The following is a 12128-nucleotide window of genomic DNA, read 5'->3' on the forward strand; positions in this document are numbered from 1 at the left end:
CGGCAGCCGTACGCGCCCGCGGCGTCCCCCGTCTCCCCCGGCCCGCAGGCGGAACCTTTGGCGCCCTCCCCGCAGGACCGCGCCCGATCGGGTACCCGGAACGGATTCGGGCACTTTCCGGACCCCTCATCGGCCCGAAACGGGCAGCGTTCCGCCCGCCCCCTGCCCCCTTCCCGCCGCTGACCAGTGCTGCCCACCCAGCCCGAACGGGCAAGAACGGGCATCACCGGCCCCGCGCAGAAGCTGGCCGAGCCACGGGAGATGCTTGTACAAACGACACGTGAGCCCGAACGGACTGGCGCGGGCTCCGACCTGGACCGCACCGAAGCAGAACCGGAAGGGCGCCGTGGGCACCGAGGAACGCCGCAGAGGGATTCTCCACACGGCCCGCCGCGACGGGTCGGTGGAGGTGAACGCGCTCGCTGCCCTGTTCCGTGTGGCGAAGGAGACCATCCGCCGCGATCTGCACGTACTGGAGGAGCACGGCCTCGTCCGCCGGACGCACGGCGGAGCCTATCCGGTGGAGTCGGCGGGGTTCGAGACCACGCTCGCCGTCCGCACCACCCGCAACGTGCCGCAGAAGTCGCGGATCGCGGCCACCGCGGCCGACCTGCTCGGCGACGCCGAGACCGTCTTCGTCGACGAGGGCTTCACCCCGCAGCTCATCGCCGAGGCGCTGCCGAAGGACCGGGAGCTGACCGTCGTCACCGCCTCGCTGGCCGTCGCGACCGCGCTGGCCGGGGCGGAGAAGACCGCCGTGCTGCTGCTCGGCGGACGGGTGCGCGGCGCCACCCTGGCCACCGTCGGGCACTGGGCCGGGCGGATGCTCGGTGACTTCGTGGTCGACCTGGCGTTCATCGGCGCCAACGGCATCTCCCGCTCGTACGGCCTGACCACCCCGGACCCGACGGTCGCCGAGGTCAAGGCGCAGGCGGTGCGGTGCTCGCGGCGGCGGATCTTCGCCGGGCTGCACACCAAGTTCGGCGCGGTGAGCTTCTGCCGGTTCGCGGAGGTCGCCGACTTCGAGGCGATCGTCACCGACACCGGCCTCACCTCCGCGGAGGCCCAGCGCTACTCCCTCCTCGGCCCCCAGGTCATCCGCGTCTGACCTGACCCCGACGTACCCCCCAAGCCCTCCCCCGGGCACTGCCCCGCGACCGCCGGGGCGGGGCCTGTCATGCCCGCACCATCCACCTTCCCCACCGAGCCGCGACCCCTCAGGAGTTCCCATGGCCCACCTGCGACCACGCCACGGACCGCGCCGCCTCCTCCGTACCGGTGCGGCGGCGGCCGCCCTGGCGCTGCTCTCCGGATGCGCCGGGGCGGGCGGCACCTCGTTCGGGGGCGGCGACGCGCTCAACGTCCTGATGGTGAACAACCCGCAGATGGTCGAGTTGCAGAAGCTCACCGCGAAGCACTTCACGAAGGAGACCGGCATCAAGGTCCACTTCACGGTGCTGCCGGAGAACGACGTGCGCGACAAGGTCAGCCAGGACTTCTCCAACCAGGCCGGCCAGTACGACATCGCCACCATCAGCAATTTCGAGCTGCCGTTCTTCGCCAAGAACGGCTGGCTGCAGGAGCTCGACGGCTACGTGCGCGAGGACCCCGGCTTCGACCAGGACGACATCCTCCCCCCGCTGCGCGAGTCGCTGACCGCCGAGGACGGCAAGCTCTACGCCCAGCCGTTCTACGGCGAGTCCTCCTTCCTGATGTACCGCAAGGACATCTTCGAGGAGGAGGGGCTGACCATGCCCGAGAAGCCCACCTGGAAGGAGGTCGCGGAGCTGGCCGAGCGGACCGACGGCAGCCGCCCCGGGATGAAGGGCATCTGCCTGCGCGGACTCCCCGGCTGGGGCGAGGTCATCGCCCCGCTCACCACCGTGGTCAACACGATGGGCGGCACCTGGTTCACCGAGGACTGGGAACCCCAGCTCACCTCGCCGGAGTTCAAGAAGGCGACCAAGTTCTACGTCGACCTGGTCCGCTCCCACGGCGAGCGCGGCGCCCCGCAGTCCGGGTATGCCGAGTGCCTGAACAACATGACGCAGGGCAAGTCGGCCATGTGGTACGACGCCACCGCCGGCGCGGGCTCGCTGGAGGCGTCCGGCTCACCGGTGAAGGGCAAGATCGGGTACGTACCGGCGCCCGTCGAGCAGACCAAGAGCTCCGGCTGGCTCTACACCTGGGCCTGGGGCCTGCAGAAGGCGTCCATCAAGACCGACGACGCCTGGAAGTTCATCTCGTGGGCCTCCAGCAAGGAGTACGAGGAGCTGGTCGGCGCCACCAGCGGCTGGTCCAACGTGCCCGCGGGCAAGCGCGCCTCGACCTACGAGAACCCCGACTACCGCGCCGAGGCCGGAGCCTTCGCGGACGTCACCGAGCAGGCCATCTCCTCGGCCGACCCGAAGAACCCGGGTACCCAGCCACGGCCCACGGCGGGCATCCAGTTCGTCGGCGTACCGGAGTTCACCGACCTGGGCACCCGGGTCGCGCAGGAGATCAGCGCCGCCATCGCGGGCCGCCAGTCGGTGGACGCCGCGCTCGCCACCTCCCAGAAGCTGGCCGAGAAGGTCGCGGAGGAGTACCGATGACCGCATCCACCGCCCCGGCCAAGGCCACCAGGCCACCGGCCCCCGTGCCACCCGCCGCCACCCGGGGCAGCCGGGCCAAGGCGTGGGCGACCCGCGCGCCGCTCCTTCCGGCGCTCGTCTTCCTCGTCCTCGTCACCCAGCTGCCGTTCGTGGCGACCCTGGTCCTCTCGCTCTTCGACTGGAACGCCCTCAGCCCGGAGAAGCGCCACTTCACCGGCTTCTCCAACTACGCCTCGGTCTTCACCGACGCCGCCCTGCGCGACGCGGTGATCACCACGGTGATCCTCACCGCCTCGGTGGTGCTGGTCAGCGTGGCGCTGGGCCTGGGCTTCGCCCTGCTGCTCAACCGCCGGTTCTTCGGCCGCGGCATGGTCCGCACGCTGCTGATCACGCCGTTCCTGCTGGTCCCGGTCTCCGCGGCGCTGCTGTGGAAGCACGCGCTGTACAACCCGGAGTACGGCCTGTTCAACGGCGCGCTGAACTGGTTCGGCTCGCTCTTCGGCGTCGAGGACGTGGCCCAGCCGGACTGGATGTCGTCGATGCCGCTGGCGGCCGTGGTGGCCGCGCTGGTGTGGCAGTGGACGCCGTTCATGATGCTGATCCTGCTGGCGGGGCTGCAGAGCCGCCCGGACGACATGATGGAGGCGGCCCGGATCGACGGCGCCGGACGGTGGCAGACCTTCGCCTTCCTGACCCTCCCCCACCTGCGGCGCTACCTGGAGCTGGGCATCCTGCTCGGCTCGGTGTACATCGTGCAGAACTTCGACGCGGTCTTCACCCTCACCTCGGGCGGTCTCGGCACCGCCAACCTCCCCTACACCGTCTACGAGACCTTCTACCGGGCCCACGAGTACGGCCTGGCCTCCGCCGTCGGCGTCGTCGCGGTGATCGGCACGGTGCTCATCGCCACCGTCGCCCTGCGGGTGGTCTCGTCCCTCTTCCGCGAGGAGGCGAGCCGCGCATGAGCGCCTCGACCACAGCCCCGGCCACCCCGCCGACCGGCCCGGTCGCACCCCGTACCACCGCCGAGGCCCGCCCCCTGAACCGTCCGCCGCGACGGCGCGCCACCGGGGTCGCCGTCACCGCGTGGGTGCTCGCCCTGCTCTTCTGCTTCCCCGCCCTGTGGATGGTGCTGACCTCCTTCCACGCGGAGTCCGACGCGGCGACCAACCCGCCGTCGTTCGCGGCCTCCCTGACCCTCGACGGCTACCGCACCTTCTTCGGCGGCGGAGGCGGCCCGACCCCGTGGCCGCCCCTGGTCAACTCCCTGACGGCGTCCTTCTTCTCCACCCTGCTCGTCCTGCTGCTGGCGCTCCCGGCGGCGTACGCCCTCTCCATCCGCCGGGTCCGCAAGTGGACCGACGTGCTCTTCTTCTTCCTCTCCACCAAGATGCTGCCGGTCGTGGCGGGGCTGCTGCCGGTCTACCTGTTCGCCCGCAACACCGGGCTGCTGGACAACATCTGGCTGCTCGTCCTCCTCTACACCTCGATGAACCTGCCGATCGCGGTGTGGATGATGCAGTCCTTCCTCTCCGACGTGCCCGTCTCGATCATCGAGGCGGCGCAGGTCGACGGGGCGCGGCTGCCGACGGTGCTGAGCCGGGTGGTCGCGCCGGTCGCCGCGCCCGGCATCGCGGCCACCGCGCTGATCTGCTTCATCTTCAGCTGGAACGAGCTGCTCTTCGCCCGCGTGCTGACCGGCGTCGTCGCCTCGACCGCCCCCGTCCATCTCACCACCTTCGTCACCAGCCAGGGCCTCTTCCTGGCTCAGCTCTGCGCCGCCTCGGTGGTCGTGTCCCTGCCGGTGCTCGCCGCCGGCTACGCCGCCCAGGACAAACTCGTCCAGGGCCTTTCTCTGGGAGCAGTCAAATGAAGGCAGCCATCGTCGAAACCGTCGGCAAGGTGTCCCTCACCACCGTGCCCGACCCGGAGCCCGGCCCCCGCGACGTGGTCGTCAAGGTCGCCTCCTGCGGGCTCTGCGGCACCGATCTGCACATCCTCCAGGGCGAGTTCGCCCCGACGCTGCCGATCGTGCCGGGCCACGAGTTCGCCGGGGAGATCGTCGCCACCGGCTCCCGGGTCACCGAACTCGCGGTCGGCGACAAGGTCGCCGTCGACCCGTCCCTGCACTGCCACGAGTGCCGCTACTGCCGCTCGGGCCGCGGCAACCTCTGCGACAACTGGGCCGCCATCGGCGTCACCACGGCCGGGGGCGCCGCCGAGTACGCCGTCGCCCCCGTCGCCAACTGCGTCCGCCTCCCCGAGCACGTCGACGTCCGCGACGCCGCCCTCATCGAGCCGCTCTCCTGCGCGGTCCGCGGCTACGACGTGCTGCGCGGCAACCTCGGCTCCGAGGTCCTCATCTACGGCTCCGGCACCATGGGCCTGATGATGCTGGAGCTGGCCAAGCGCACCGGCGCCGCCTCCGTCGACGTCCTCGACGTCAACCCGGAGCGGCTGGCCACCGCCGACCTCCTCGGCTGCTCGTCCACGGCCGCCCGCGCCGAGGAACTCGACCGCCCGCGCGGCTGGGACGTCGTCATCGACGCCACCGGCAACGCCCAGGCCATCCAGGACGGCCTCGGCCGGGTCGCCAAGGGCGGCACCTTCCTCCAGTTCGGCGTCTCCGACTACGCCACCACCGCCGTCATCGAGCCGTACCGCATCTACAACCAGGAGATCACCATCACCGGCTCGATGGCCGTCCTGCACAGCTACGAACGCGCCGCCGCCCTCTTCGCCTCCAGCGTCCTCGACCCGGCCGTCTTCATCAGCGACCGGCTCCCGCTGGACCAGTACCCGCAGGCCATCGAGCGGTTCCAGGCGGGCCAGGGGCGGAAGATCGTGGTGGAGCCCTGGGGGTGAGGGCCTCCGGGGGGGGCGGTCACGTCCCCTGAGCGCCGGTGGTGGGCGGGACCGGGCCGGACTCCTGCCGGCCCAGTCCCGTCCAGTACACCGAGGCAGTGCCTCGGTCCGCGCCTGCCTACTCCTGCGACAATGTCGGCTGCGACCACCGAGCCGGAGGCACTGATCCCCCGCCCAGCAAGCGGCGCAGCATGGCCGCGTCCTCCTCCCCGAGTGGCCGTAGGAGACGGAGCGCAGTTCCCAGAAGGTCGGCATACGAGAGCAACGCCCGAGCGCCGGGCGGGCCAGCCGTCCGGGTGGAGAAGTTGCATCGCAAGGCGTACCCTCCCGGGGTCTTCGCCAGGGCCTCGACAACCTCCTCCTGCTGTCCCAAGGCCGCGCTGAAGCCGTCCAGTTGCGGATCGTTGGTGACATCCTCCCCAGGGGATTCGTAGCCGATACTCCGGTTCGGCGTCGTCATGCGAATCGAGGTGAGCGTGATGCCATGGCTGTTCGCCCGCTCACGGACCTCTGCCAGAAGAGGGGCCTCCCGCTCCTCGGGGTACTCCAGATCCTTGCGGCTCCCGGCGACGTACGCGATGAAATCGGGACCCTGCAGAGCCAGGCGTCCCCGGTCCACCGTCCACCGCCAGCTGCCACCCGCACCGGAACCCGCGGCACGCCCTTCGAGGACCACGCAGACATGGGCCTTCCAGGCGCCGACCGCGCTGCGCATGAGGTGCTGCAAGTTCTCCGTGTCCTGAACCCCGCTTTCAAGCAGGGGCTTGACGTGCACCAGTGGCTGGATGCGCCGCCAGAAGTCCTCTTGATCGATCTCCTGGGACGACAACAGCGGTACGACCAACGGCCGCTGCTCCCGGTCGAGCAGCATCACGTCATTGGCGACGCTCCCCCGCTTACCGGCCATCACGCATCGTCTCCAGCGCCGCAGAACCTGTGGAGAGGCCAGCCCGCACGCCCCGCGCCCCATGGTGGGGAAAACCCCACCACCAGGTCTCGACCTGGCTGTCATGACCTGGGGCGCAGAGTTGGCTGCAATGGACTGGTGCTGACTCACCAGGTGCAACAGTCGTGGAAGACCCGGACGTTGTGGTGCTGCGGATGGCTCGTGGCCGCGGTCTGGGCCGCCGCCTTCCCGCTGGTCTCCGCGCTCGGGCCGCACCGCGTCTGGGGGACGAGCGCCTGCGTCGGGTATCTGTGCGCGGCCGTCGCCGTCCTCTCCTGGCGCTCGCGCGGCCGGGTCCTCTCGGTGGGGATCGCCGGGTTCGGGGCCGTCCTCGCGCCCCTCACGGTGCTCGTGCTGTCCGGTGGGGCGCAGAGCGAGGTCGGTGTCGTGGAGCGGGCCGGGCTGCTGACGGCGAGTCAGGGCACCCCTTACCTGGCCGATCCGCAGGCCGTCGTGGAGGTCACCCCCTACCTGCCCGGCATGGCGCTGTTCGGGCTGCCGGGGGCGCTGACGGCCGGCGGCTGGGAGCCGTTGCGGTTCCTCGGGGACGCGCGGCTCTGGTGCGCGGCGGCCTTCCTCGGCTGCCTCTGGGCGGCGGGCCGTGTCCTCGGCGGCAGAGGCGCCGGACAGCTCGTGGGCGCAGCACTGATCGTTTCGCCGGTGGTGGCGCTGCCGCTCGCCGTCAGCGGTGTCGACCTGCCGCTCATCGGACTGCTCTGCCTGGCCCTGGCGGCGGCCGCCCGGCGCCGCCCGGTGGCCGCCGGGCTCGCCCTGGCCCTGGCCTGCTCCCTGAAGTGGACGGCGTGGCCCGCCGTCGCCGTCGTCGCGGCCCTCCTCGCCCACCGCGCGGGAGCGGGCGCCGCCGTCCGCGCCACGGGGGTGGCGGTGGCCGGGACGGTCCTGGCGGTCCTGCCGAGCGCCCTGCTGTCGCCGGGCCCCCTGGTCGAGCAGGTCTTCGCCTTCCCCACCGGGCGGGGCGAGTGGGAGACCCCGGCGGCCAGCCCGCTGCCCGGACGACTCCTCGCCGACCTCGGCCCCTTCGGCTGGTACGCGGCCGTGGCCCTGCTGGCGGCGGGCGGGGCGGCCGTCGCCGCCTCCCTGTGGGTCCGGCCGCCGCACGGCCTGGTCCCGGCCGCCGACCGGCTGGCGGTGGGGCTCTGCACCGCCTTCCTGCTGGCACCGGCGGGCCGGTTCGGCTACCTGGCGCTGCCGGTCCTCCTCAGCGTGTGGGCCCGGCTGGCCGAGGCGCCCTCACGGGCGGCCCCCGCCAGGAGCCTCGTCGTGGCGGCCGGGCCCGCGGCCCGTCCCGTCCCGGTCGGCGGTGGCCGGTGAGCGCGCGGCGTACGGCGGCTTCATCAAGGCCGACGTCGAGGGCACCGAATCGGCCGTGCTACGCGGCGACTCGGCCCCACCGCGGCGCCACCGGCCCACGCTGCTCCTGGAGATCGAGCACCGGCACCTCGCGAAGTCCGGCGGCGGCCCGGCCGAGCTGCTGAGCCACCAGTTACGGCTACCGCGAGCACCGCGGACAGCACGGCCGTTGGGTCCCCGCGCTCCGCCCCGTGCCCTCTGCTCCCTGGATCACCGAGGGCTGCCGCAACCACCTCTTCACCGCCTGACCGCCCTGTCCCCCGTCCCCGCAACCTCCGTGAGGCAGCGACCACCCATGAACACCACCCTGATCGTCACCAACGACTTCCCGCCGCGCCAAGGCGGCATCGAGACGTTCGTGCACGCCATGGCGGCACGCGTCCCCGGCAACGACGTGGTCGTCCACACCTCGTCCGAGCCGGGCGCCGCCGCGTACGACGCCACGCTGCCCTTCCCGGTGATCAGAGATCCGAGCCGCATGCTGCTGCCCACTCCCCGGGTGACCCGCCGGGCCCTGGAGATCGCCCGTGAACACGGTTGCGACCGGGCGTGGTTCGGGGCGGCGGCGCCGCTCGCGGCGATGGCGCCCGCGCTGCGGCGCGGCGGGGTGCGCCGTCTGGTCGCCACCACGCACGGCCACGAAATCTGGTGGGCCCGCACCCCCGGGGCGCGGCAGGTGATGCGGCGTATAGGGGACCACGTCGACGTCGTCACCTACCTGGGCGAGTACACCCGGCGCCGCATCGCGCCCGCCCTCGGGCCGCGCGCCCGGCTCGCTCGGCTGGTGCCGGGGGTGGACGCGGCGGAGTTCCGGCCCGCGCCCGGCCAGGCCCGGCAGGTCCGCGAGCGCCACGGCCTGGTTGGCCGGAAGGTCGTCCTGTGCGTCTCCCGGCTGGTGGCGCGCAAGGGCCAGGACACGCTGATACGGGCGCTGCCCCGCATTCGGCACGCGGTGCCCGACGCGGCGCTGCTCATCGTGGGCGACGGCCCGGACCAGAAGCGGCTGCACCGGCTGGCGGGCCTGTACGGGGAGGGCCACGTCGTCTTCGCCGGGGGCCTCGACCACGCCTCGACGGCCGCCTACTACGCGGCCGCGGACGCCTTCGCCATGCCCTGCCGGACCCGGAAGGCGGGGCTGGAGGCGGAGGGGCTGGGCATCGTCTTCCTGGAGGCGGCCGCCAGCGGCCTGCCCGTGGTGGCCGGCGACTCGGGCGGCGCGCCGGACACCGTGCGGGACGGGGAGACGGGCACGGTGGTCGACGGCACGGACCTGACCGCCGTCGCCGACGCCGTGGCTGCCGTCCTCACCGATCCGGTGCGGGCCGCCACCATGGGGCGGGCCGGGCGGAAGTGGGTGGAGGGCCACTGGTCCTGGGACGCGTCGGCGGACCGCCTGAACCAGCTGCTCACCCCGGGCACGGACCGGCTGCGGACCGCCTTTGGCGAATGACCCGGAGGGCTCAGGCGGCGGGGTCCTCGCGGCGGAGGTGGGCGAGCACCGCCAGGACCCGGCGGTTGCCCTCGGCCGGGTCGAGCTCCAGTTTCATGAAGATGCTGCTGGCGTGCTTGACCACCGACGCCTCGGTGATGGTGAGTCGCTGGGCGATGGCCTGGTTGTTGAGGCCCTCCGCCATCACGGCGAGCACCTCCCGCTCGCGCGGGGTGAGCCGCTGGAGGGGCTTGTCGGCGGTCCCCTGCTGGAGCAGCACCCGCACCACCTCCGGGTCGATCACGGTCTGCCCGGAGGCGACCCGGTCGAGTGCGTCGAGGAAGTCGGTGACCTCGCCGACCCGGTCCTTCAGCAGGTAGCCGAGACCGCCCGCGGCCGACGAACCGCTGAGCAACTGGGTGGCGTAAGCGGTGGCGACGTACTGCGACAGCACCAGCACCGGCAGGGACGGGTCCTCTCGGCGCAGCTCCAGGGCCGCGCGCAGCCCCTCGTCGCGGAAGCCGGGCGGCATCCGTACGTCGGTGATGACCACGTCCGGCCGGCCGGCCGCCACGGCGCGGGCCAGTTCCGCGGCGTCGCCGACGGCGGCGGTCACCTCGTGCCCGACCCGGGAGAGCAGTTCGACCAGTCCGGCGCGGAGCAGGACGGCGTCCTCTGCCAGCACTACACGGAGCACGGCACCTCCACCCGGAGCTGCGTGGGTCCGCCGACGGGACTGGTCACGATGAGCCTGCCTTTCAGAATGGCCACCCGGTCCGCCAATCCTTGCAGACCGGCCCCGGCCCCGGGGTCGGCGCCGCCGTGGCCGTCGTCGGTGACGAGCAGGACGAGGGTGTCGCCCCTGAGCCGGCCCACGACGGACACCTGGTCCGCGCCGCTGTGCTTGGAGGCGTTGGTCAGCGCCTCGGTGACGGTGAAGTACGCCGTGGTCTCCACGGCCGACGGCAGCCGGTGCGGCAGGTCCAGGTCGACGGTGACGGGAATGGGGTTGCGCAGGGCGAGTTCGGCGACCGCCGCGGGCAGCCCGTGGTCGGTGAGCACCTGCGGGTGGATGCCGCGTACCAGGGAACGCAGCTGGTCCAGGGCTCGGCGAGCCTCACCCCTGGCCCGGGTGACGAGCGGGCCGGCGCCCGAGTCCTGGCCACCCAGCTCCAGTTCGGCCAGGCCCAGCGTCATGGTGAGGGCGACGAGCTGCTGCTGCGCCCCGTCGTGCAGGTCCCGCTCGATGCGGCGGCGCTCGGCCTCGAAGGCGTCGACCAACCGGGCCCGGGAGCGGGTGAGTTCGATGACCCTGCTGCTGAAGTCCTCGTCGCGGGCGGAGAGCAGGAACTGGGCGACGCGCACCTGGACCCCGGCCAGCAGCCCGCCCGCGTACGCCGAGACGACCAGGCCCACCAGCCCGGTGGCGCTGCCGGGCAGAGCGGCGACGGGGTCGGAGATCGGCTGTCCGGGCACCAGCATCACCGTGTCGGGGGCGATGGCCCAAACGATCACGGGGGTCGCCGTGAGGATCAGCGAGAGCCCGAGCAGGGCGGCGAAGCCGATCCCCGTCGCCGTGAAGACGACCCCGAGCAGCAGCATGTACGCCAGCTCCCGCCAGGTCGCCCGCTCCCGCAGCCGGGTGCGCAGCCACGGCAGCGCACTGGTCCCGGGCAGGGAGCCGTGCGGGTCGAGGAGCGGATCCGGTTCGACGAGCCGCAACCGGCGCCGCTCCAGGGCCGCGACGGGTATGCCGACGACGGCCAGGGCCAGCAGGACCAGCAGCCCCACGCCCACCACCGACAGGCCCACGCCGACGAGGAGCAGGGTGGCGCACAGGAGGAGCACCACGGGTCCCACGACCAGGCCGCTCAGCAGGAAGGCCCAGGAGCGCAGAGGCCAGGCGGAGAACAGGAAGCGCACCGGGCGCCGTCGCACGGCCTCCCAGACGGCTACGGTCATGGTGCGTGTTCCTCCGAGGGCCGTGGCGCGGGCGGCTGCACCGGGAACTCTAACGGTCCTGTGGCGGGCGCCGGTTGTAGGGAAAACCCTCCCCCGAGACTCTCCGCAGGCCCACTGCCCCGCGCCGTCGTCTCTGCTGGACTGGGAACATGCCCCTGCTCACCGACATCCAGCTCCCCGCCATCCAGCTTGCGGCCGTCTCCAAGAGCTATCCGAGCACCGCGGGTCCCGTCCCCGTGTCGCCGCTCCTTGCCGAGCGGCTTCGTCCACGGCCAGCAGTAACCGGCGACCATGCGCGCGGACGCGCCGGCAAGCGCCTGCGTGCGGATGATCTGTTCAAGCTCCTCCGGAGTGTCCGCCACTTCGATGTGCACCAGCCCGTCAGGTCGCCAGGCGCCGGGTTCCCCATCGGCCACACCGAGCAACGCCCTCACCCATCGGACGTAAGCGTCACTGCCACCACATCGAAACCGTTCCCGCAGTTTGTACGGGACGACCATAGCGTCGTGCCGGGCGGCGGCGTCCTTGATCAGATCGACGGTACCGACGTCGTGCGGACGCACGGACTGCCCCTCGTCCAAGAAGAACACCGTCAAGCGGGACGCGGCGAGGAGTTCGTCCACCTGCGGGCCCGTGCCCCAGTCCTTCTGCTTCCAGAGCCGACTGGTCGACCGATCCCGGAGACGATGTGCCTCGTCGCGGATCAACACGTCCAAGGGAGGGTCGGGCGGGGTGACGAAGCTACTGAAGTACGTGAACGTCTCCTTGAACTGCCGGTCTCCGTAGCCGACATGCTCCTGGAGGGCGCCGTTGAAGGCACGGCTGCCACTGGCGTACATGACGGTACGGCCTTGGGCCTCCAGCTCCGCTTTGATCTGCAGACCAATCGCGCTCTTCCCCGTCCCCGCGCCCCCGGTCACCAGGCTCTCAGCCCATGCGGAACGCTCCGATTCCGAGGCGT

The 12128-nt window shown here is 72.2% G+C and carries 11 protein-coding genes; 7 read left to right on the forward strand and 4 right to left on the reverse strand.

The genetic code is table 11. From position 1 onward, the window contains the following. The first annotated feature begins 346 nt into the window (after nucleotides 1–346). The 5 genes from ACFWMZ_RS11440 to ACFWMZ_RS11460 all read left to right on the forward strand — a co-directional run bounded on the left by ACFWMZ_RS11440 (nucleotide 347) and on the right by ACFWMZ_RS11460 (nucleotide 5459). Nucleotides 347–1108, forward strand: a complete 762-nt coding sequence (locus tag ACFWMZ_RS11440) for a DeoR/GlpR family DNA-binding transcription regulator (protein WP_383177828.1) — start codon at nucleotides 347–349, stop codon at nucleotides 1106–1108. Nucleotides 1109–1229: 121 nt separating this feature from the next. Then, nucleotides 1230–2594, forward strand: coding sequence for an ABC transporter substrate-binding protein (locus ACFWMZ_RS11445; RefSeq protein WP_383177744.1), 1365 nt, complete (start codon nucleotides 1230–1232; stop codon nucleotides 2592–2594). After that, nucleotides 2591–3559 carry a carbohydrate ABC transporter permease gene (locus ACFWMZ_RS11450; protein ID WP_383177747.1) on the forward strand — a complete coding sequence of 323 codons (969 nt, stop codon included), beginning with the start codon at nucleotides 2591–2593 and terminating at the stop codon, nucleotides 3557–3559. Before ACFWMZ_RS11445 ends, ACFWMZ_RS11450 begins: the two co-directional genes overlap by 4 nt. Beyond that, the gene (locus ACFWMZ_RS11455) at nucleotides 3556–4467 is read left to right on the forward strand and encodes a carbohydrate ABC transporter permease (RefSeq protein WP_383200970.1); all 912 of its coding nucleotides are present in this window, start codon (nucleotides 3556–3558) and stop codon (nucleotides 4465–4467) included. Before ACFWMZ_RS11450 ends, ACFWMZ_RS11455 begins: the two co-directional genes overlap by 4 nt. Next, nucleotides 4464–5459 (forward strand): zinc-dependent alcohol dehydrogenase family protein, encoded by a 996-nt coding sequence (locus ACFWMZ_RS11460; RefSeq protein WP_383200973.1) that lies wholly within the window; start codon nucleotides 4464–4466, stop codon nucleotides 5457–5459. Before ACFWMZ_RS11455 ends, ACFWMZ_RS11460 begins: the two co-directional genes overlap by 4 nt. Nucleotides 5460–5577: 118 nt before the next feature. Here ACFWMZ_RS11460 and ACFWMZ_RS11465 read toward each other — a convergent pair whose 3' ends face one another. After that, nucleotides 5578–6369 (reverse strand): hypothetical protein, encoded by a 792-nt coding sequence (locus ACFWMZ_RS11465; RefSeq protein ID WP_383200976.1) that lies wholly within the window; start codon nucleotides 6367–6369, stop codon nucleotides 5578–5580. A 198-nt stretch (nucleotides 6370–6567) separates the two neighbouring features. On the opposite strand from ACFWMZ_RS11465, the gene ACFWMZ_RS11470 reads away from it, so the two are divergent. Then, nucleotides 6568–7737 carry a glycosyltransferase 87 family protein gene (locus tag ACFWMZ_RS11470; RefSeq protein WP_383201078.1) on the forward strand — a complete coding sequence of 390 codons (1170 nt, stop codon included), beginning with the start codon at nucleotides 6568–6570 and terminating at the stop codon, nucleotides 7735–7737. A 334-nt stretch (nucleotides 7738–8071) separates the two neighbouring features. Next, nucleotides 8072–9226, forward strand: a complete 1155-nt coding sequence (locus ACFWMZ_RS11475; protein WP_383201081.1) for a glycosyltransferase family 4 protein — start codon at nucleotides 8072–8074, stop codon at nucleotides 9224–9226. A 10-nt stretch (nucleotides 9227–9236) separates the two neighbouring features. On the opposite strand, the gene ACFWMZ_RS11480 is transcribed toward ACFWMZ_RS11475, so the two are convergent. From ACFWMZ_RS11480 to ACFWMZ_RS11490, 3 genes are read right to left on the reverse strand one after another with little or no spacing between them, the layout of a single operon-like run. Next, complete coding sequence (locus ACFWMZ_RS11480) at nucleotides 9237–9902, reverse strand: response regulator (protein ID WP_383177759.1); 666 nt, start codon at nucleotides 9900–9902, stop codon at nucleotides 9237–9239. Next, entirely contained in the window at nucleotides 9890–11167 is a 1278-nt protein-coding gene (locus tag ACFWMZ_RS11485; RefSeq protein ID WP_383200978.1) for a sensor histidine kinase, read from the reverse strand. The genes ACFWMZ_RS11480 and ACFWMZ_RS11485 overlap by 13 nt, the downstream gene beginning before the upstream one ends. Next, nucleotides 11164–12087, reverse strand: a complete 924-nt coding sequence (locus ACFWMZ_RS11490) for a DNA/RNA helicase domain-containing protein (RefSeq protein ID WP_383200981.1) — start codon at nucleotides 12085–12087, stop codon at nucleotides 11164–11166. The genes ACFWMZ_RS11485 and ACFWMZ_RS11490 overlap by 4 nt, the downstream gene beginning before the upstream one ends. Between the last annotated feature and the right edge of the window lie 41 nt (nucleotides 12088–12128).

The organism is Streptomyces sp. NPDC058373, assembly GCF_042723275.1.
In the GTDB taxonomy this organism is placed as follows: domain Bacteria; phylum Actinomycetota; class Actinomycetes; order Streptomycetales; family Streptomycetaceae; genus Streptomyces.